The 20226-nt window shown below is 69.0% G+C and carries 21 protein-coding genes; 14 read left to right on the top strand and 7 right to left on the bottom strand.

Features of this window, described 5'->3' with window-relative positions; all coding sequences use genetic code 11:
- Window positions 1-38: 38 nt before the first annotated feature.
- From O5K39_RS03420 to O5K39_RS03400, 5 genes are all read left to right on the top strand, one after another.
- The gene (locus O5K39_RS03420; RefSeq protein WP_271145881.1) at window positions 39-749 is read left to right on the top strand and encodes an ATP-binding cassette domain-containing protein; all 711 of its coding nucleotides are present in this window, start codon (window positions 39-41) and stop codon (window positions 747-749) included.
- On the top strand, window positions 746-1627 hold the full coding sequence (locus tag O5K39_RS03415; protein WP_271145880.1) for an ABC transporter permease: 882 nt from the start codon (window positions 746-748) through the stop codon (window positions 1625-1627). Before O5K39_RS03420 ends, O5K39_RS03415 begins: the two co-directional genes overlap by 4 nt.
- Before the next feature lie 15 nt (window positions 1628-1642).
- The gene (locus tag O5K39_RS03410) at window positions 1643-2299 is read left to right on the top strand and encodes a YdcF family protein (RefSeq protein ID WP_271145879.1); all 657 of its coding nucleotides are present in this window, start codon (window positions 1643-1645) and stop codon (window positions 2297-2299) included.
- Window positions 2296-3009 carry a lysophospholipid acyltransferase family protein gene (locus O5K39_RS03405; RefSeq protein ID WP_271145878.1) on the top strand — a complete coding sequence of 238 codons (714 nt, stop codon included), beginning with the start codon at window positions 2296-2298 and terminating at the stop codon, window positions 3007-3009. Before O5K39_RS03410 ends, O5K39_RS03405 begins: the two co-directional genes overlap by 4 nt.
- 259 nt (window positions 3010-3268) lie before the next feature.
- Entirely contained in the window at window positions 3269-3685 is a 417-nt protein-coding gene (locus O5K39_RS03400) for a DUF2442 domain-containing protein (protein ID WP_271145877.1), read from the top strand.
- A gap of 3 nt (window positions 3686-3688) precedes the next feature.
- Here O5K39_RS03400 and hisC read toward each other — a convergent pair whose 3' ends face one another.
- Genes hisC through O5K39_RS03380 form a run of 4 tightly spaced genes read right to left on the bottom strand, consistent with a single transcriptional unit; the run spans window position 3689 to window position 7450 of the window.
- The gene (gene hisC / locus O5K39_RS03395; RefSeq protein ID WP_271145876.1) at window positions 3689-4786 is read right to left on the bottom strand and encodes a histidinol-phosphate transaminase; all 1098 of its coding nucleotides are present in this window, start codon (window positions 4784-4786) and stop codon (window positions 3689-3691) included.
- Window positions 4787-4798: 12 nt separating this feature from the next.
- Window positions 4799-5530: a hypothetical protein gene (locus O5K39_RS03390; protein WP_271145875.1), complete on the bottom strand. Its 732-nt coding sequence runs from the start codon at window positions 5528-5530 to the stop codon at window positions 4799-4801.
- The gene (locus O5K39_RS03385; RefSeq protein WP_271145874.1) at window positions 5530-6579 is read right to left on the bottom strand and encodes a DUF2125 domain-containing protein; all 1050 of its coding nucleotides are present in this window, start codon (window positions 6577-6579) and stop codon (window positions 5530-5532) included. The genes O5K39_RS03390 and O5K39_RS03385 overlap by 1 nt, the downstream gene beginning before the upstream one ends.
- Before the next feature lie 40 nt (window positions 6580-6619).
- Complete coding sequence (locus tag O5K39_RS03380) at window positions 6620-7450, bottom strand: LD-carboxypeptidase (RefSeq protein WP_271145873.1); 831 nt, start codon at window positions 7448-7450, stop codon at window positions 6620-6622.
- 65 nt (window positions 7451-7515) lie between these two features.
- Between O5K39_RS03380 and O5K39_RS03375 the strand changes: the two genes are divergently transcribed.
- From O5K39_RS03375 to O5K39_RS03350, 6 genes are all read left to right on the top strand, one after another.
- Entirely contained in the window at window positions 7516-9048 is a 1533-nt protein-coding gene (locus O5K39_RS03375; RefSeq protein ID WP_271145872.1) for a Mur ligase family protein, read from the top strand.
- 74 nt (window positions 9049-9122) lie between these two features.
- Window positions 9123-9812 carry a PepSY-associated TM helix domain-containing protein gene (locus O5K39_RS03370; protein WP_271145871.1) on the top strand — a complete coding sequence of 230 codons (690 nt, stop codon included), beginning with the start codon at window positions 9123-9125 and terminating at the stop codon, window positions 9810-9812.
- Between the two features lie 20 nt (window positions 9813-9832).
- Window positions 9833-10351: a DUF2271 domain-containing protein gene (locus O5K39_RS03365; RefSeq protein ID WP_271145870.1), complete on the top strand. Its 519-nt coding sequence runs from the start codon at window positions 9833-9835 to the stop codon at window positions 10349-10351.
- A 12-nt stretch (window positions 10352-10363) separates the two neighbouring features.
- Window positions 10364-11194 (top strand): DUF4198 domain-containing protein, encoded by an 831-nt coding sequence (locus tag O5K39_RS03360; RefSeq protein ID WP_271145869.1) that lies wholly within the window; start codon window positions 10364-10366, stop codon window positions 11192-11194.
- A gap of 98 nt (window positions 11195-11292) precedes the next feature.
- A complete protein-coding gene (locus tag O5K39_RS03355; protein ID WP_271145868.1) occupies window positions 11293-12324 on the top strand; it encodes an FAD:protein FMN transferase in 1032 nt (343 codons plus the stop codon).
- Window positions 12321-13694 carry a sulfite reductase subunit alpha gene (locus O5K39_RS03350; RefSeq protein ID WP_271145867.1) on the top strand — a complete coding sequence of 458 codons (1374 nt, stop codon included), beginning with the start codon at window positions 12321-12323 and terminating at the stop codon, window positions 13692-13694. The genes O5K39_RS03355 and O5K39_RS03350 overlap by 4 nt, the downstream gene beginning before the upstream one ends.
- Before the next feature lie 7 nt (window positions 13695-13701).
- Here the strand turns inward: O5K39_RS03350 and O5K39_RS03345 are convergent, their stop codons facing one another.
- A complete protein-coding gene (locus tag O5K39_RS03345; protein WP_271145866.1) occupies window positions 13702-14577 on the bottom strand; it encodes an alpha/beta hydrolase in 876 nt (291 codons plus the stop codon).
- A 72-nt stretch (window positions 14578-14649) separates the two neighbouring features.
- Window positions 14650-16662: an AsmA family protein gene (locus O5K39_RS03340; RefSeq protein WP_271145865.1), complete on the bottom strand. Its 2013-nt coding sequence runs from the start codon at window positions 16660-16662 to the stop codon at window positions 14650-14652.
- Between the two features lie 265 nt (window positions 16663-16927).
- Between O5K39_RS03340 and O5K39_RS03335 the strand changes: the two genes are divergently transcribed.
- Entirely contained in the window at window positions 16928-17236 is a 309-nt protein-coding gene (locus tag O5K39_RS03335) for a hypothetical protein (RefSeq protein ID WP_271145864.1), read from the top strand.
- A gap of 72 nt (window positions 17237-17308) precedes the next feature.
- Here O5K39_RS03335 and O5K39_RS03330 read toward each other — a convergent pair whose 3' ends face one another.
- Window positions 17309-19432 (bottom strand): S9 family peptidase, encoded by a 2124-nt coding sequence (locus O5K39_RS03330; RefSeq protein WP_271145863.1) that lies wholly within the window; start codon window positions 19430-19432, stop codon window positions 17309-17311.
- 110 nt (window positions 19433-19542) lie between these two features.
- Between O5K39_RS03330 and O5K39_RS03325 the strand changes: the two genes are divergently transcribed.
- Together O5K39_RS03325 and O5K39_RS03320 are read left to right on the top strand one after the other, a co-directional pair.
- On the top strand, window positions 19543-19809 hold the full coding sequence (locus tag O5K39_RS03325; protein WP_271145862.1) for a type II toxin-antitoxin system prevent-host-death family antitoxin: 267 nt from the start codon (window positions 19543-19545) through the stop codon (window positions 19807-19809).
- Window positions 19806-20192 carry a type II toxin-antitoxin system VapC family toxin gene (locus O5K39_RS03320; protein ID WP_271145861.1) on the top strand — a complete coding sequence of 129 codons (387 nt, stop codon included), beginning with the start codon at window positions 19806-19808 and terminating at the stop codon, window positions 20190-20192. The genes O5K39_RS03325 and O5K39_RS03320 overlap by 4 nt, the downstream gene beginning before the upstream one ends.
- The last annotated feature ends 34 nt before the right edge of the window (window positions 20193-20226 follow it).

The following is a 20226-nucleotide window of genomic DNA, read 5'->3' as shown; positions in this document are numbered from 1 at the left end:
CCCTCCCGTCGGGGCTTTGCCCCGGTCCATTAGAAAAAATGACTGCTCCGCCCCGTCTCGCCGCCGCCGATGAACCCGCGTCCGAAACCGTCCGCCTAGCGGGGGTGGGTTTCGGCTATGCCGATTCGCCCGACGTGCTGCGGGACGTTAACCTCATATTGCCCCGGGGCTCTTTCCACTTCCTTACCGGGCCGTCCGGGGCCGGAAAGTCGTCTCTGCTGAGGTTGCTGACCCTGGCCGAGCGGCCGACGGCGGGCCGGATCGCCCTGTTCGGTCAGGAGGTGACCGACCTGCCGCGTGCATCGGCCCCGGCTTTCCGGCGGCGGATGGGGGTGGTGTTCCAGGATTTCCGGCTGCTGGACCACCTGGACCTGTTCGAGAACGCGGCCCTGACCCTGCGGGTCTCGGGCCGCAAGGCCGGGTCGTACGATGCCGACGTCGAGGAGATGCTGCGCTGGGTGGGTCTGGGCGAGCGGATGGATGCCCGGCCGCCGCAGTTGTCGGGCGGGGAGAAACAGCGTCTGGCCATTGCGCGGGCCGTCATGGGCAATCCCGAACTGATCATCGCTGACGAGCCGACGGGCAGCGTGGACAAGGCCATGGCGGACAAGCTGCTGATGCTGTTCCAGTCGCTGAACCGGCTGGGGGCCACGGTGCTGATCGCCAGCCATGACGAGGCCCTGGCCGAGCGGTCGGGCGCGCGGCGGCTGCGGCTGGATCGCGGCAGGCTGACCGGAGCGGTCGCATGAAGTCGCCCTTCCCCAGCCGTCCGGGTCTGTTGCCGCGCGATGCGGCCGGCGAGAGCTGGCTGGCGGCGGTGATCGCGGTCCTGTGTTTCATGGCCTGTCTGGCCGCTGTCGGAGCGATGGCGGCCGACCGGGCGGCAAGGGGCTGGGCCGGGGAGCTGAGGGCCGAGGCGACCGTCCAGGTGCGGCCCCGCGTCGGCGAGACCGGCCCCGCCGCCGCCGCACGCGCCGCCGAGACCCTGGCCGGGGTCGACGGCGTCGAGGAGGCCGTGGCCATGGATCGCAAGACCGCGGAGGACCTGCTGCGGCCCTGGCTGGGCGAGGCGGCCCTGCCCGACCTGCCCCTGCCGTTTCTGGTCACCGTGCGTCTGGACCGGGAGGCGCCCGCCTCGGCCGTGGTGCTCAGCCGGGCGTTGGCCCAGGCCGGGCTGGACGCCAGTGTGGACGATCATTCCCTGTGGCGCGGCGAGGTCGAGGGGGCGGCGAACCTGATCACCGCCATGGCCCTGGCGGGGTTCTTGTTGACTGCAGGCGCGGCCGGGGCGGCCATCGTCTATGCGACCCGGGCGGGGATGAAGGCGCAATCGGCCGTGATCGAGACCCTGAGCCTGTCGGGGGCGACCGAGAGCGGCATCGCCTGGCTGTTCCAGCGGCGCTTCGGCCTGCTGGCGGCGGGGGCCGGACTGGTCGGGGCGGGTGCGGCGGCGGCCCTTGTGGCAGGGTTGCGGGCGCTGGGCGGAGAGGCGGGTCTGACCGCCGCCCTGCCCTTGGCCTGGAGCGACGTGCTGTGGCTCTCGCCATGTCCCCTGCTGGCCGCTACGGTGGCGCTTGTGGCGGCCAGAATCGCCGTGTTCGGAACACTTGGCGGCCGCAGGGCCTGACGATAGGGAGATCAGATGAAGTTTCTGACGCTTATCGGCATCGTCGCCCTGGTCTGGGTGGTCGGCCTGTTCGCCTTTGCGGACCGGGTGCGCGGCCTGACGCCGGCGGATCCTCCAGCACGGGCCGACGCCATCGTCGCCTTGACCGGACCCTCGGCCGAACGGGTCAACGCCGCCATCCGCCTGCTGGACCAGGGCAAGGGCGACCGGGTGCTGATCTCGGGCGTCAACAAGGAGGTCCGCCGCCAGGAACTGCGAGCCCTGACGCCGGGCTCGAACCGGCTGTTCAACTGCTGCGTCGACCTGGGGTTCGAGGCCGAGGACACCGAGGGCAATGCCCAGGAGATCGCCGCCTGGGCCCGGTCGCATGGCTATGACGACCTGATCGTGGTGACATCCGACTATCACATGCCGCGTTCGCTGGTGGAGATCCGCAGCGTGGCCCCGGGCATCCGGCTGCATCCCTATGCGGTCGAGACGCCGTCGCTGGACAATACGCGCTGGTGGAAGGCGGCGGTGACGGCGCGGCGGATGACGCTGGAATACATGAAATATCTTGCCGTCCTGGGCCGCGAGGGAATGCACCGGATCACCGGCCGGCACCGCGAGCGCGAGACTCTGACGCCCACGCCCGCCGAGCCGGAGACGGCGCAGTCGGAGAAGGCCGCGTGACCACGATCCGGTCGCTGCTGTTCGTCGCCTGGCTGTATCTGTCGATGGCGATCTTTGCCGTCGCCCTGTCGCCGGTGCTGCTGCTGCCCTATCGAGCGCCGATGACGGTGATCCGGATGTGGGCGCGGTTCGTGCTGTTCGGCCTGCGCTGGATCGCGGGGGTCCGGGTCGAGGTGCGGGGCCTCGAACATCGGCCGGTGGGCGCCGCCCTGATCGCGTCCAAGCACCAGGGCATGCTGGACGTCATCGCGCCCTTCGCCTTCCTGCCCGACAACTGTTTCGTGATGAAGAAGGAGCTGATGCCCCTGCCCTTCTTCGGCTGGTTCGCCTGGAAGACCAAGATGATCGCGGTCGATCGCTCGGCCCATTCCAAGGCGCTGAAGGACATGGTGCGCCAGGCCCGCGCCCGGTTCGGCGAGGGTCGCCAGATCCTGATCTTCCCCGAAGGCACGCGCGGCCTGCCCGGCGCCGCGCCCGACTACAAGCCCGGCATCGCCGCCCTGTACCGCGACCTCGACAGTCCGTGCGTCCCCATGGCCACCAACTCGGGCGCGCACTGGCACGCCAAGGGGTTCAGGCGGACGCCGGGGACGGTGGTCTATGAGTTCCTGCCAGTGATCCCGGCGGGGCTGAAGCGAGCGGAATTCATGGCTCTGCTGGAGGAGCGGATCGAGGGGGCGTCGACGGCGCTGTTGAAAAACCCAACATGATGGGTTATTTTCGCTGGCGTCATCCTCGCCCTTGTGGCGAGGATCCAGACACTCGGTTTGTAGAAGTTCACCCGGGTCGCGCGTGCGTACTCAGCATCGTGCCCCATCCAGCCGCCGGTGAGTCTGGATCCTCGCCACAAGGGCGAGGATGACGATGGTAAATTTGGGCGTCCCGACTCGATCCTTGTGAGGCTCGGGCACGGGCCGTCGGTTCGGACTTGAAAGCTGGTCGAAAGCCGACAGGAGATGAAGGCGAAGCATGGCTGAGGTCACAGACGCCGAGTTCGAGGCGGCAACCCGGCGCGGCGAGGAATCCTTGCTCAAGGACCCCCATGCGTCAGCCGTGCGCTATGACGCGGAGTCCGGGCGGCTGATCATCGACCTGACCAACGGCTGCACCTTCGCCATCCCCGCCAGTCTGATCCAGGACGTGCGCGACCTGCCGCCCGAAGAGATCGCCAAGGTCCAGCTGCTGGGGTCTTTCGGTTCGGGCCTGGAGTGGGAAGAGGCCGACATCCACTATTCGGTCGCAGGTCTGGTCTCCGGCCATTTCGGCAATCGCAAATATATGGACGCCCTGTGGGCCAGTCGCGCCGGCAGCGTCAGCACCCCAGCCAAGGCCGCCGCCGCCCGGGCCAACGGGGCCAAGGGCGGGCGACCGCGCAAGGCGGCGTGACGATCAGCCCGCCGCGAACTCGCTGAGCGCGTCCAGGACGGCGCGGTTCTGGTCTTCGGTGCCGATCGTGATGCGCAGCGCATTGGGCAGACCGTAGCCGCCGACGGCGCGGACGATGATGCCCCGGCTCATCAGATGCTCATTGGCGGCCGAGGCTGTGCGGCCCTCTTCGGGGAAGATGACCAGGATGAAGTTGCCCACGCTGGGCAGGACCTCGAACCCGAAGCCCCGGATGGCCTGGGTCAGGCGGGGAAGCCAGGTCTGGACCAGGTCGCGGGATGCCTTCTGGTGGGCCTCGTCGGACAGGGCGGCGAGGGCCGCTTCGAGGCCCGCGCAGTTGACGTTGAACGGCAGGCGGATGCGATCGACCGCCTGGCACACGGCCAGAGGCGCATAGCCGAAACCGATGCGCAGGCCGCCCAGACCGTGGATCTTGGAGAAGGTACGGGTGACCACGATATTGGCGGCGTCCCGGGCCAGCGGCAGGCTGGTTTCCCAGTCCGGCGCGGCGACGTATTCGGCATAGGCCTCGTCGACGACCAGGATGACGTTCGAGGCCAGGCCTGCGTGCAGGCGGCGAATCTCCTCCCCGGTGTTGTAGCTGCCGGTCGGGTTGGACGGGCTGGAGATGTAGACTAGCCGGGTCCGGTCATCGACCAGGGCCAGCATGGCCTCGACATCGCATTTGTAGTTCGTCTCGGGGGCCTGACGGACCTCGGCCTCGCAGCCCTTGGCGCTGATCTGGTAGGCGAGGAAGCCGTACTGGCTGACCACGACATTGTCACCGGCCGTCAGATAGACCTGGTTCAGCAGGGCGAAGACCTCGTCCGAACCATTGCCGAAGATCAGCCGCCCGGGCTCCAGCCCATAGTGGTCGGCGACCCCGGCGCGCAGCTTCAGGGCGTGGCCGTCGGGGTAGATGTGGATCTTGGACAGGGAGGCGGCGAAGGCCTCGCGCGCCAGGGCGCCGGCACCCAGAGAATTCTCGTTGGACGACAGCTTCATCGGCTCGGCGATGCCGGCGATGGAGGCCTTGCCGCCGACATAGGGGGCGATGTCGAGGATGCCGGGCTTGGGTGTCGGGGCGAGCGTGTCGGTCATGGCGGGCGGTTCTCAGTATACGGGGGCGGCGCCGATCACGCCCTTGAGGGCGCCGGGGGCTGCCGAAAGCCGCCCGTCCTGGGCCTGCACATAGCCCGCCAGCACCACCAGCTTCAACCCGCCCGCCGCGACGAGCAGATGGCCCGACAGGCCGACCTCGGCCAGGGCGGCGGTCAGCGGGGCTTCCGACTGAGCGCTGTCGGTGATCCAGAAGGTGCGGTCGTCGCCGGTAGGACCGGAGGTTTCCTTCGAGACCATCAGGGCGCGCGGCAGGCCCAGCGCATCGTCGGGCAGGGCGGCGATGATCCGCAGCTCGGGCCGGGCCAGAAGCCGACCCCACCAGGGCTTGGGGGTGTCGAGATCGATCACGGCGCGGGCTCCGGCGAGCGCCTCGCTCAGTGCGGCGTCGGGATCGGCGACGGCGCGGACGGGCAGGCCGAAGCGGTCGGCGGCGACCTGTTGCGACGCCGGGCCGCAGGCGACGAGCGGCGGGGCGGACGGGGCCGACAAGCGGCCCCAGACGGCACGCAGCAGGACGGACTGGCGATGGCCGGGGGCCGCCGCGAGGAAGGCGCGCAGGGCCAGGGCGTCGGCATCGGGGGTCGGCGGGGCATCGTGCAGGCGACCATCGGCGATCACGGCACCCAGGGCCTCGGCCAGGGCTCGATTGCGCTGCACCTCGGCGGGGTCCAGCTCCGGCTCGACCAGCAGGGGCGGCTCTGGCGAAGATGGCTCGGGTGGCATCAGAACAGTTTCGGGGCCGGGGCGAGGGCGAAGGGGCCGAGCCAGGTGCGGCCGTCGCGGAACATGAGCGTCAGATCGACGTCGCCTGCGCCGCCCGTGACCGCCGTCGCCGCCACGGCGCCCGCCGCCCCGACCCGATTGACCCCGCCGCCGCCCGATCGGGCCAGACCGGCGATGGCAGGCAGGGGCTTGACCGCCTGCAAGGCCAGCTGGCCTTCCAGGCGCCCGTCGGCGCGGGCCGACAGGGCGCCGCTGGACAGGGTCGCCTTGCTCTCGCCCGCCTGAAGCTCGCCGCGCACCCGGGTGAAGCGACCGCCTGCGCGGGACCAGGCCGACAGGACCCCGGCCGCATCGGGGCCGTTCAGCCGGTCAGCGTGTTCGACCACGGTCTCGATCTGGGCGGTCAGGGTGCCGTCCTGGGCCATGCCCCGGACCGGGCCGCCGGTGCGCCCCTGGGCCTCGATCAGGCGGAACAGCAGGTCCACGCTGGTCGCGGCCCCGGGCTCGGTGGCCGGGGCCAGATGGGGCCGCAAGTAGAATTCGATCTGTTTCGCCGCCGAGATCGGAAAGGCCTCGGCGCCGGGCCGTGCCACGAAGGTCGGCTGGGCCAGTTCGACCGCCAGATTGGGCCAGCGCTGGGTCAGGCCATGGACGCTGGCGCGGATGGCGGGGGCCTTGATGTCGACGACACCCTTGGCCGCGCGGGTCAGGGCCAGGCCGTCGGGCGCGACGATGACCCACTTGTCGGGGTTCCAGGCCTCGGCCTGGGCCACCAGCCGAGGCGCGGTAAGCGCGTGGCCGGAGGGCGCGCGGACGGACGGAGCGGACGCCTCGACCCGAACGCGGAAGGGCCAGCCGCCGACGTCGAGTTTCTGATAGCCGACGGTCCACCCGCCGCGATTGGCGATCTGGACCTGGGCCTCCAGCCGCTCGCGCACCTGTCCGGCCAGATAGACCCACCAGACGCTCCAGAGCGCCAGCGCGATCAGGACCAGGATGAAGGGGGCCAGAAGCCCGGCACGACTGCGACGACGAGGTTGGACGGTCATGGCGCGCTGATAGCGCAGGATTCAGGCGAAGGCACGAGACTCAGCCGAACGGCACGATCTTGTTGCCGCCGTCGTGGCCGATGTCGGCGGGGCCCAGATAGGGAATGCCCGAGCGCGCGCACCAGTAGCGGACGATCTCCTCCGGGGTCAGGCCGAAGTCGGGCTCGTTGTAGGTGATGTCGGAGACGCGGCCGAGGCGGATGCCGGCGAGTTTGCGCATCGACGCCTGGCCGGTCAGGTGGAACATCATCCGGTCGATCCGGTACAGGGCCTCGCCCACCTCCTCGATCATCAGGACGTGGTCGGTCAGGTCGGGCTCCAGCGCCGTGCCCAGCAGCTGGTCGATGATGGTCAGGTTGAAGGCGACGGCCTTCTTGCCGCCGGAAACCAGCGACGGCTCCAGCCAGGACTTGCCGCCGTTGACGAGCCAGTCGAGCGCCCCCTTGGCCGTCTCATCATGACGCACCGAATCCGAGGCCATGGGGCCGTGGGCGACGTGCTCAAATCCAGCCTTGTACATCCCGGCCAGCAGGGTACCGACGTCGGAATAGCCGAGATACCGCTTCTTGCGCGCCACATCGTTCAGGTGGGGCAGCACCGCCTCGACCATCCTGCACGAGCCGTAGCCGCCGCGCGCGAACCAGACGGCGTCGAAGCGCGGGTCGTTGGCGTACTCCAGGAAGCTCTCGGCCCGCGCCCGGTCGTCGCCGGCGAAATGGCCGTGCTTCATGAAACAGGCGGGATGGAAGGTGATGGCGATGTCGCCGTCCGGGTGGTGTTCGGCGACCCAGGCCTTGACGGCCTCGGCCCGCGCCGGATCGAAGCGCGAGGACACGCAGACGACGCCGATCTTGAAGCTGTTGGCCATCATGCGGCTGGTCTCGGTCCCCGCCCGTGCTAGTCAGGGCGGCTCTCAGCCTTCCCGGTTTCGCCGACATGAATCAAGACTACTTCTTCTGCGGTATCGGCGGGTCGGGGATGCTGCCGCTGGCGATGATCGTGCAGGCGCAAGGGGGCCGGATCGAGGGGTCCGACCGGGCGCTGGATCAGGGGCGGACGCCGGCCAAGTTCGACTGGTTGCGGGCGCATGGCGTGACCCTGCATCCCCAGGACGGATCGGGCGTGACACGCGCCGACCAGATCGTGGTGGCGACCGGAGCGATCGAGGACACGGTGCCCGACATCGGCGCGGCGAAGCGGGCGGGGGCGACGATCGTGACGCGGCCGCAGTTGCTGAGCCGGCTGTTCAATGCGGCACCCACCTCGGTGGGGGTGGCGGGGACCAGCGGCAAGTCGACCATCACCGGCATGATCGCCTGGATCCTGTCGCAGGCGGGGCGGGAGCCGACCGTGGTCAACGGCGCGGTGATGCGCAATTTCGCCGATGCGGACCATCCGTTCGCCAGCGCCATCGTCGGTTCTCCCGACTTGTTCGTCGCCGAGGTGGACGAGTCGGACGGATCGATCGCCCGCTATGATCCGACGGTGGCCGTCGTGTCGAACATCTCGCTGGATCACAAGTCGATGGAGGAGTTGCGCGACCTGTTCGGCGGCTTCACCGGCCGGGCGGGGACGGCGGTGCTGAACCTCGACAACGTCGAGACGGCGGCCCTGGCGCAAGGGATGGAGGCGGAGCGGGTCGTCACGTTTTCACTGGGGAATGCGGATGCGGGCCTGTCGGCGCACGATCTGGAACCGCTGGCGGCGGGGATGCGGTTCAAGTTGCGCTTTTCTTCTCCCCTTGCGGGAGAAGGTGGCAGCCGAAGGCTGACGGATGAGGGGTCGCACCGGCGGTTGGAGTGGGGGGAGCGAATTCAGACGTCCGACGACGGCGTGACCCCTCATCCGTCTCGCTCCGCGAGCCACCTTCTCCCGCAAGGGGAGAAGGACGTGATCCTCAATGTCCCGGGGGCCCACAATGTCGCCAATGCCCTGGCAGCCTTAGGTGCAGTCCAGGCCCTCGGCGTCGACCTCGACCAGGCCGTCGCCGCGCTGGAGACCTTCGGCGGGATCAAGCGGCGGATGGAGGTCGTCGGAACCGCAAACGGGGTCACCGTCATCGACGACTTCGCCCACAACCCCGACAAGATCGCCGCCACCCTGAAGACCCTGCACGCCTTCGACGGGCGGTTGCTGATCCTGTTCCAGCCGCACGGGTTCGGGCCGCTGAAGCTGATGCGGGACGAGTTCACGCAAGGGTTTGCCGGGCTGATGCGGCCCGACGACGTCCTGCTGATGCCCGAGCCCGTCTATTATGGCGGGACGACGGATCGCAGCGTGGGGTCGCAGGATATCGCAGGCGGCGTGCGGGCCCTGGGTCGGACGGCGGAGGCGTTGCCGGACCGGGCGGCGTGCGGTGACCGGATCGTCGCGCTGGCGCAGGCAGGCGATCGGGTCATCGTCATGGGGGCGCGGGACGACACATTGTCAGAGTTCGCCGCCGACCTGCTGGAACGGTTGAGGTCATAAGAAAAGCGCAACGGAACGTCCAACCTGAGGCGTTGGTATTGCAAATCGTTCGCAAGATATGGCACAGGCCTCCCGTGACCGACGCCGCAGCCCCCCCGCGCCCCCAGACGCCCGAGAAAGCCCCGGCCCAGGCTCCGGCCCAGGCCCCGGCGCTGAACCGGGCGCGCGCCTTCTGGCTCAAGCAGCTACACAGCTGGCACTGGATCTCGGCGGGGCTGAGCCTGGCCTGCATGATCCTGTTCGCCATCACCGGCATCACCCTGAACCACGCGGCCCAGATCAAGGCCGAACCCGTGGTGACCGAGCAGACCGCCACCCTGCCCGCGCCCCTGCTGGCCCGGCTGGCCGAGATGCCGGAGGAGACGACAGGCCCGGTGCCCGACGCGGTGGCGCGCTGGGCGTCCGATACGCTCAAGGCCTCCGTCGCCGGCAAGCCGACCGAGACGACGCCGGAAGAGGTCTATGTCGCCCTGCCCCGGCCCGGCGGCGACGGCTGGATCACCATCGACCGGGCGACCGGCGAGGCGGTCATGGAGGTCACGAACCAGGGCTGGATCGCCTATGTCAACGACCTGCACAAGGGGCGGAACACCGGGCCGGTCTGGTACTGGTTCAACGACATCTTCGCCGTCGCCTGCATCATCTTCGCGATCACGGGCCTGATCCTGTTGTGGCTGCATTCGCGCAGCCGGCCATCGACCTGGCCCCTGGTCGGGCTGGGCCTCGTGATCCCCGTCGTGATCGCCCTGATCTTCATTCACTGACCGACCGAGTTCGTATCCTGATGAAATTGCTTCCCCTCGCCCTCACGACTGCGACCCTGGCCACGGGTCTGGTCGCGACGTCCGCCTCGGCCGCCGATCTGAGCGTGTCGGTCGAGCTGCCGCGCATCAACAGCGCGTCTTATCACCGGCCCTATGTCGCCATCTGGATCGAGCGTCAGGACCAGACGGCGGTGCGTACCCTGGCCGTCTGGTATCAGCAGACCCGCAACAACGAGGGCGACGGCAAGGACTGGCTCAAGGACATCCGGACCTGGTGGAGGAAGGGCGGCCGCGCCATGACCATGCCCGCCGACGGAATCTCGGGCGCGACCCGCGCGCCGGGTCGCCAGACCGTGACCATGCCGGGTGCCCGCCTGTCGGGTCTGCCCGCCGGGCAATACAACATCGTCGTCGAGGCGGCCCGCGAGTTGGGCGGTCGCGAGTCCGTACGCGTTCCGTTCCGCTGGGGCGCGGCCAACACCGGCTCTGCCCGGGGCGCGACCGAGCTCGGCGCCGTTTCCGTCACCGTCACCCGCTAAGGAGGGCCCGATATGACCCACTTCAAGACCGCCGCCGCCGCCATCGCCCTGATGGCCGCCCTGGCCGCCCCCCTGTCGGCTCAGGCCCATCGCCAGTGGATCCTGCCGTCCTCGACCGTGCTGTCGGGGACCGACGCCTGGATCGGCATCGACGGCGGCATCTCCAACCAGGTGTTCGTTGCCGACCACAACGCCATGCGGTTCGACAACGTCAAGGTGACGGCGCCGGACGGCTCGACCGTGGCCCCCGAGAACCTGATGCAGGGCAAGTATCGCTCGACCTTCGACGTCCACCTGACCCAGCCCGGCACCTACAAGATCGCCAATGCGTCCTCGGGCGTGATGGCGACCTGGAGCCTGAACGGGACACCCGGACGCTGGCGCGGCCAGGCGGCGGATCTGGCGGCCAATGTTCCCGCCGGTGCCACCGACGTGGTCTCGGCCCCCTTCGCCAGCCGGATCGAGACCTTCGCCACCCTGGGGGAGCCGACCACGACCGTGTTCCAGCCGACCGGCGTGGGGATCGAACTGGTCCCCGTGACCCATCCGACGGACGTGGTGGCCGGTGAGGCCGCGACCTTCCAGCTGATCCGCGACAACAATCCCCTGGCCGACGCCGAGGTCACCATCGCGCGCGGCGGCATCCGTTACCGCGACAATCCCGAGGAGATGACGGTCAAGACCGACGCCGAGGGCAAGTTCACCGTCACCTGGCCCGAGGCCGGAATGTACTGGATCAACACCGCCTGGCGCGCGGGTGGCCCGGCGCCCGAAGGCATGGGACGCGGAGGCCCGCCGGTGGCCTCGGCGTCCTATGTCGCCGTGTTCGAGGTCCTGCCCTGAGCCAGGGGTCCAAAGGCGCGCCTCCGCCGGTCTTCCTCGGCGGGGGCGAAGCCGCGTCCGGCGAGGACGGGGGGGAGACGCGCGTCCTGATCCCGCCGATGGCCGAGCCCCCGGTCCAGCCGCCGTCCGACGTCGTCTGGGTCATGGGTGGCGAGACCATGGGCACCACCTGGTCCGCACGCGTCATCGCCCCGCCGGGTGCCGATCCGACCGCCACGCAAGGCGCCGTCCAGGCCGAGCTGGACATCGTCGTCGCGACCTTCAGCCCGTGGGAGCCGACCAGCGAGATCAGCCGGTTCAACGCCGCGCCGCCGGGACTGTGGGCCCTGTCGTCCACCTTCTGGACCGTGCTCGAGGCGTCGATGGAGATCGCCGACGACACGAATGGCGCGGTGGATCCGACGCTCGGGGCCCTGGTCGATCTGTGGGGTTTCGGGCCTGCGGGTCCGCGCCCGGCCGACAGCCCCGTCCCGACCGAGGACGAGATCGTGGCGGCCCAGGCCCTGGGCGGCTGGCAGGGTTTGCGGATGAACCGCGAGGCACGGGGGGCGATGCAGGTCGGCGGGATACGGCTGGATTTCTCAGGCATCGCCAAGGGCCACGCGGTGGACCGGGTGTCGGAGCGACTGACCGCGCTGGGGGCGACCTCGCATCTGGTCGAGATCGGCGGCGAGCTGCGTGGACGCGGCGTCAAGCCGGACGGCCAGCCCTGGTGGGTCGAGATCGAACAGCCCCCCGGCAGCCCCTCGCCCCGCACCCTGATGGCGATGGTCGATGTGGCGATGGCGACCTCTGGCGACTATCGCCGCGCCTTCATCCACGGGGATCGGCGCTACTCCCACACCCTGGACAACCGCACCGGACGGCCGATCGACAACGGCCTGGCCTCGGTGACGGTGGTGCATCCGTCGGCGATGAAGGCGGACGCCTTTGCCACGGCCCTGACCGTCATGGGGCCGTATGAGGGGCCGGAGTTCGCAGAGGCCTTCGGACTGGCCGCGCATTTCATCGAGCGGACGCCGCGCGGGGCTATCGAGCGGATGACCCCCCTGTTCGCCGCCATGCTGGTTGATACGGACGAGGCGGCGACCAGCGGAGCGGTGACGACCGGGCCGGTGACAATCCAGTGACCACGACCGATCCGATGTCCTGGGCCGCAGCGGGGGCGGCGGTGGCCCTATGGCTGGCGCTCACCCTGATCACCATCGCAGGTGTGATCCGTACACGGAAGATCGAACGTGCGCGGTCGGAAGGATTGGCGGCAGAGGCCGGCGAAGGGGCGACCCTGGTGGCCTATGCCAGCCAGACCGGCATGGCCGAGGACCTCGCGCGGATGACGGCGCGAGCCCTGACCGACGCGGGGCAGACGGCCATGGTGGTCTCGTTCGCCGAACTCGACTTGTTCATGCTGAAGGCGGCGCGGCGGGCCCTGTTCGTGGTGGCGACCACCGGCGAGGGCGATGCGCCCGACAGCGCGGCCCGCGTGGTGCGCCGGGTGATGGGCGAGATGACGACCCTGCCGGACATGACCTACGGGATGCTGGCGCTGGGGGACCGCAGCTACAAGGACTATTGCGGGTTCGCCCATGCGGTGGACGGCTGGCTGAAGCGATCGGGGGCCGAGCCCCTGTTCGATATGGTCGAGGTCGACGACGCGGATCCCGACGCCATCCGCCAGTGGCAGCATCAGCTCAACGCCCTGACCGGATCGAATGCGGCCGCCGACTGGACCCCGGCGGCCTATCAGCCGTGGCGGCTGGAGGCGCGGACCCTGGTCAATCCGGGCGGGCCGGGCGGCGAGGCGTGGCGGCTGAGACTGGTTCCGGTCGGTGCCCTGCCCGACTGGCGGGCGGGGGACATCGCCGAGATCGGCGTGCCGGGGCCGGACGGCGGAGACGCGCTGGCGGCCCGCGACTATTCGATCGCCTCCCTGCCCTCCGAGGGTGGGCTGGAGCTGTTGGTTCGGTTGATGAACCATCCGGACGGGACGCCGGGTCTGGCGTCGGGCTGGCTGGCGAAGACCGCTGCGGTCGGTGGCGATGTGCCGATCCGTATACGGACGAACAGCGGATTTCACGGGGCCGATGCGAAGACGCCGATCATCCTGATCGGCAACGGGACCGGCATCGCCGGCCTGCGGGCGCATCTGGTCGAGCGGCCGGTCGGTTCGGCCGAGGCCTGGCTGATGTTCGGTGAGCGCAGCCGCGCGCATGACGCCTTCTTCGACGACGATCTGCGGGCCTGGCTGGGGGATGGGCGGCTGACGCGGCTGGACCGAACCTTCTCGCGCGACGCCAACGACGGCCGCTATGTGCAGGCCCTGATCGACGAACACGCCGAAACGGTGCGGATCTGGGTCGATCGCGGCGCGGCGATCTATGTCTGCGGCAGCCTTGAGGGTATGGCGACAGGGGTTCACGCGGCGCTGGAGCGCGCCCTGGGCAGCGAGACGCTGATCACCCTGTCCGAAGGCGGACGATACCGGCGCGACATCTACTGATCGTCGGTCAGCTGCCCAGTTCGCGGTGCACGAAGGCCGAGACGTCGTCGAGCACCGGGGCCTTCTTGCGGAACAGGGGCGAGAAGGTCGCGATCAGGTCGGCGTGGTCCAGGCCAGGATAGAGTTTCGCCTCTGACCGACCGCCGACGTCCTGCATGCGCTGGTTCAGGATGACGGTGTCCTCGTCGTGGACCACCGTGTCGGCCGTACCGTGTCCCAACCACAGGGGCGGGGCGTCGGCGCGCACGAAGGTCACCGGCTGGGTCAGGGTCGGGTCCGGCGCGCGACCGAAGGCGTTGACCGAGGCCGGCACGTCGAACGGCAGGAACTCGTACGGTCCCGCCAATCCCGCCGCCGCCCTGATCAGGTCGGGCTTGCCGACGGCGGCCATGTAGCGGCGATCCAGGGCGATCATCATGGCCAGGTGGGCTCCCGCCGAATGTCCTGCGACGGCCAGTCGGGCCGGATCGCCGCCGTACTGCCCCACGACTTCGGCGACCCTGGCCGTCGCGGCCGCCGCGTCCTCAATGAAGGTCGGGAAGACCACATTGGGCACGATCCGATAGTCGGGCAGGGCCACGACGAAGCCGCGCGCCGCCAGCGCCTGGGCCGCCCAGCCGTACAGGGACCGCGACCCCGAATCCCAGCCGCCGCCATAGAAGAAGACCACCACCGGCCGCAGCGGCTGGCCGGGCCGCCAGTCGGGGCCGTAGAGGTCGAACCTCTGGCGCGGATCGTCACCATAGCTGAGGTCGCGGGCGATCCGGCGCACGCCCCGGTCCCGTGGGCCCAGGGTGTTGAGCATGCCCAGCGGCGAACAGGCCGCCACCAGCCCGCCCAGCGACACGGCGCCGAGGCCGGCGAAGATACCTCTACGGGTCATGGAATCCTGAAGTCCGAAAGCGATGCGATCAGATACGCACGAACCGGCCGTTCGGCTCAATCCTGTCCGCAATCACCGTGCCCCGGCGATCAGGGCACCGCAGTTGGCGTCCTTGGCCAGGCCAGGATCGACGAAGGCGAACAGGGCCGCGACCGGCGCGACCACCGCCCCCAGCACGGCCGTCAGCCCGCCCTGCGCCACCATCTGTCCGACATCGACGCCGATCCGGGGCTGGGCCAGGGGGCCGGTGACGTTGATGGGTGTCCACAGGCGCAGCAGGCGGGGCTTCTTGGACTCGCCGTCGATGCGCAGGTTCAGGGTCTCGTCGCCCAGGTTGATCGTGCCCGACCCCTTGGCCAGGACCACATCGGTATCGATGACCAGGGTTTGGGCCCGGGCCACGCCGCCCGAGACGTTGAAGTCGGCGACGGCGCAGCGGATCGGCGACCGGCCCTGATCCCCCCTCAGCAGTCTGAGCAGCCCCGCCGAGGCGTTGACGCCGAGCAGTTCGGCGAAGGCCGAGCGCATCTCGCCGTTCGGGACGACCAGGCTGATCGATCCCTTGGAGTTGGCCGCGAACCGATGGATCGAGGCCCCCGGCCCCTCCAGCCGAGCCCGGCCGAGCGCCAGGCCACTGATCGGGCTGGACCCGTTCGTCACCGGCACGATCGACTGCAGCGGATAGCCTGACAGCCGGAAGTCGATGGCCGAATAGGGGATGTCGCGCGTGGCATTGATCCGGGCGGTGCCGTTCAGCGAGCCGCGATTGAAGGTGAAGGCGACCGGATCGAGGTTCAGGATACCCGCCTCCAGATCGGCACCCAGCCGCACGGCCCGGATATCCAGGTCGTTGGCCTTCACCGAGGCGGCCCGGTAGGTCAGGGTTCCGTCCATCGTCCGCAGCCGATCCACGGCGAGGGTCGCGTCGGGCAGCAGCTTGCCGGGCACGCCGGACGACACGGTCGTGGTGTTGTCGCCCGAGGCGCTGGTCTGGGTCTTTGCGCCCAGGATGGCCGTGAGGTCGTTGATGTCGAGCCGCTGGGACGCCAGCTGGGCCTGGACCTTGAGGCGGCCCTGGGTCTCCACGGAAATGTCGCCCGACAGGTCCGAGGCCCCGACCTGGCCGCTGAAGTCGTTGAAGGTCCAGTGACTGTCGTCGCGCTTGAGTGCGCCAGAGATCCGGTAGCGCGGCGTGTTGGGCAGGGCGATGCCGACCAGCTGGTACAGATTCGCGAGGTCCTGGCCCTGCAGGGTCAGGGTCGCCTGGACCTGACCCAGGTCGAACGGCCGGGTCACCGAACCGTCGGCCGTCAGCCGTGATCCCGCACCGGCAAGATCGGCGGTGAAATGATAGGGCCGGTCACGGCGGATATTGATGAAGGGGCCGCCCTCGATGCGCAGCGTCAGGGGCGAGCGGTTGATCGCGCCCTTGCCGTCCAGCACGAACCCGGCGTCGCCGTCATTCGCCGTCTCGCGGGCATTGACCGTGGCGTCCAGGGTGAGGCCGCGCTTGCGCTCGTCCAGCACGATATGCCCGCCCGAGATAACCAGGCGCTGGATCACCGGCAGTTTCGCACCCTCGCCGTCGTCGGGCTTGTCGGGTTCGAGATCCCAGCTCTGCCTGCCGTCTTCGGTGGCGATCAGATTGACCTCGGCCCGGTCGATGGCCAGCAACGGCATCTCGATCTGACCGCCCAGCAGCTTGCGCAGCCGCACCGAGGCCTCGATCCGACCGACGTTGGCGGTGTCCGTATCCCTGAACCAGGCGGGCCCGCCGAACTTGAGATCGTTGATGATCACCGACGGCGTCCAGCTGAACAGACGCACGTCCAGATCGCCCTGGAGCGCGACCTCGCGATCATACTTCACCGAGGCCCAGCGCCCGATCGGCCCGCGCAGCCAGTTCCAGTCGAACAGCAGCAGGAAGATCACGATGGCCGCGACCAGAACGAGGAAGACGCCGCCTGCGACTTTTTCTGTTAGGCCGGGGCGGCGAAAGCTGGTGTAGACCGGGTCGTTGGCCTTGACCCAATCGCGCCATTCGCCGGCCCTGGCACCCGCCGGAACCAGGGCGCGTGTACGCACGCGGTCCCATGACAGCGCATCCTTCAGCCTTGAAATCATTCGGTTTGGCAAGCGCGGGTTCCGGTGCGACCCCCTTCAACGCGCCATGCTCCCATGTGGCGCCATGGACCGCAAAGATTCCGTCGGCCGCGCTTCATTAACGCTCCGTGACAGGAGCAAATGTCGTCCTCATGTCACTTTGTTGTCGCGCCATCTTTACAGAAGCGAAGATCGGCGCATTATCCTCCGAACCCAGACGTATTCTCGTGCCGGGAGGACCCAAAAAATGAACAAGATGACCGCCATCACGACCGTCGCCGCCCTGATGCTGGCCTCGGCGGCCCCCGCCCTCGCCGGTGACGCCCAGACCCGCAGCGCGCCGACCCCGCAACGTGTGGTGATGATGTGCGACGCCACGCCCGCAACCGTCAGCGCCTTCCGCCGCGAACACGGCCAGCGTCCGGTCTTCGTCACCGCCGATCAGGTCCTGTCGGCCCGCGCCACCGGCCAGCAATGGTCGGCCCCCCGCTGCATGACTGCGCGTGAGCACGGTCGCCTGGTCCAGGCCATGTCGAGCTACGCCGCCGCGCGCTGATCGCCCCGACCAGCAGACAGCAAAAAGGCCGCGGTTCGCACCGCGGCCTTTTCCTTGTCCGTCGCGACGGCCCTATTCGGCGGGGCTCAGGTACCGGTCCAGCCAGCCGAAGACCTCATTATGCCATTGCAGGCTGTTGGCGGGTTTCAGCACCCAGTGGTTCTCGTCGGGGAAGACCACCAACCGGCTCTCGATGCCGCGCCGTTGCAGGGCCGTGAAGGTCGACAGTCCCTGTGACGTCGGGATGCGGAAGTCGCGGTCGCCCTGGACGACCAGCATAGGCGTCTCCCAGTCCTTGACGTGATTGATCGGGTTGAAGCGATCATAGCCGCGCGGGTTGTCGTACTGGGTGCCGCCGTATTCCCATTCGGTGAACCACAGCTCCTCGGTGCCATAGGCCATGCCGTTGATGTCGAAGACGCCGTCGTGGTTGACCAGGCATTTGAATTCGTCGGACCATTTTCCGGCGATCCAGTTGATCATGTATCCGCCGTAGGAGGCTCCGAGAGCGCAGGCGTTGTCGCCGTCGAGAAACGAATACCGCGCCTGGGCCGCCGCCCAGCCCTTCTGCAGGTCTTCCAGAGGCCGGTCGCCCCAGTGCTGGCTGATCGCATCGGTGAAGGCCTGGCCGTATCCGGTCGAGCCGTGGAAATCGATCATCACCACCGCATAGCCCGCGCCCGCATAGGTCTCGGGGTTCCAGCGATAGGACCAGCCGTTGCCGAACGACCCCTGGGGTCCGCCGTGGATCAGGAAGGCGACTGGATATTTGCGACCCTCGACGTAACCGGCCGGCTTGATGACATAGGCGTGGACGTCCTCGTTGTTCCAGCCTTTGAAGCTGAACTGCTCGGCCTCGCCGAACGCCTTGCCGTCCAGCTGGGAGTTCACATTGGTCAGGGGCAGGGGCATTTCCCGGCCCAGATACGTCTTCGCGAACAGCTCGCTCGGCCGGGTCAGGCTGTCCTGGGCGAAGACGAAGCCCGACGGCGTCTGGACGAAGGCCGAGACATGGCCCGGGCCGGTGATCGGAACCGGTGCTCCGCCGCCCTCGACGGGAATCGAGAACAGCCGCGTCTGGCCGACGTCACCGGCGACGACATACAGGGTCTGGCCGTCCCGCGACCATTGCAGGCTGTCGGCCGACCGGTCCCAGCGTTCGGCGACCTTGCGGGTCGCGCCCGTCGCCACGTCCATCAGCATGATCTGCCAGCGATCGGCCTCGAAGCCCGGCCGCGCCATGGCCCGGTAGGCCAGGGTCCCGCCGTCCGGCGAGAAGACCGGTCCGGTGTCCCAGGCGTCGTTGGCGTCGGTCAGGTTGGTCAGCTGGCCGGGCGTTGCGGTCGAGACCTTGTAAAGGTCGAAATTGGTGCTCCACGGCTCGGACTTGCCGGCCTCGCGCGCCGAGAAGACGACGCCCGACCCGTCGGGGGTGAAGGCGAACTCGCTTTCGTCGCCGAACGGCTTGGAGGGGGTGTCGCCGTCGAAGCCCTTGGTCACCCAGACCGGGTCGCCGCCGGACGTGGGCACCACGAACAGATGGTTCTGGGTGCCGTCGGCCCAGGTGTCCCAGTGGCGCACGAACATCCGGTCATAGACCTGGCCCGTCGCCTTGTCCTCGTCGACCGCCCTGGTCCGCTCGACCGTGCAGGCGATGTCGGCACAGTCGGGGAAGACCGCCAGTGACACCACGACCTGGGAGGCGTCGGGGCTCAGGCGATAGGCGTTGACGTCGAGCGCCAGCGTCGTGACCTGGGTCGCGCCCGTGCCGTCGGCATTGGCGCGCCACACCTGGCTGGTACCCGACCGGCCCGACAGGAAATAGAGCTTGCCGTCCGATCCCCAGCGCGCCGTATTGGCCCCGCCGTCCGAGATGGCCAGCCGCCGGGGCTCGCCGTCCGCCGACAGGTCCTTGATCCACAGGCTGCCAGAGCGCCGGTTGGCCGCCACATCCGTCGTCGTCACCGAATAGACCAGCCACTTACCATCCGCCGACACCTGCGGATCGCCCAGCCGGTTGGCCGAAATCATGTCCTGATAGGTGAAGGCGTTGGGCACGGCGGGCGATGCCGGTGCCGGCGTCAGGGGCTGACCCGGATTGGCCGCCTGGGCCATGGCGGCGGGAGCGCTCGCGATCAGGGCCAGTGCGGCGACGCCGGAAAGCAGGGAGCCGGAAAGCAGCGAACGATAACGCATCGAGGTGTCCTCACTGAACTGTTGCCGCTGGCGTAGCACCGTCGCCTGCCGCGCGAAAGTTGTCGAAGTCGACGACCTTAGCTAAGGTGTGGGTCCAAGGAGCGCCGCCGATGACCACCGTCACCGTCCATCACGCCAAGACCCACCTGTCCGCCCTGATCGCAGCCGCCGAACGCGGCGAAGAGGTCGTGATCGCGCGCGGATCGGTCCCCGCAGCCCGGCTGGTGCCGATCGACGCACCAGCATCATCGCCGCCCCCCCGTGCGCCCCGCGTCCCGGGCCGCCTGAAAGGGCTGGTCGCCCTGGACGACAGCTTCTTCGATCCCCTGCCGGAGGACGAGCTCCGCCTGTGGGAAGGGCGCGGTTCCGAAGGGTGAGGCTGCTCCTCGACACCCATGCCCTGGTCTGGTGGCTGGACGACAACGTCGAGCTCAGCCGCGAGGCGGATGCAGCCATCCGCGATCCCGCCAATGACGTCTGGGTCAGCGCCGTCTCGGCCTTCGAGATCGCGCAGAAGCATCGGATCGGCAAACTGCCGTCCGCCGCCCGCCTGGCGCGCAACTTCGATTCCGACGTCCTCGCAGAGGGGTTTCTGTCCCTGTCGATATCGCCCGGCGAAGCGCGTCTGGCGGGAGCGATGTTGAATCCAGATCGCGATCCCTTCGACCGGATGCTGATCGCTCAGGCATTGCTCAACGACATGATCCTGGTCTCGAACGAGAAACTCTTCGACGGCTTCGGCGTCGCCCGCCTCTGGTAGCTTGCCCCCCGGCCCCGATCCGGCGACAAGCGCA

The sequence above is a fragment of the Brevundimonas sp. NIBR10 genome, from assembly GCF_027912515.1.
In the GTDB taxonomy this organism is placed as follows: domain Bacteria; phylum Pseudomonadota; class Alphaproteobacteria; order Caulobacterales; family Caulobacteraceae; genus Brevundimonas.
Note: the sequence above shows the minus strand (reverse complement) of the source record. Positions and strands in the feature narration are given on the sequence as shown.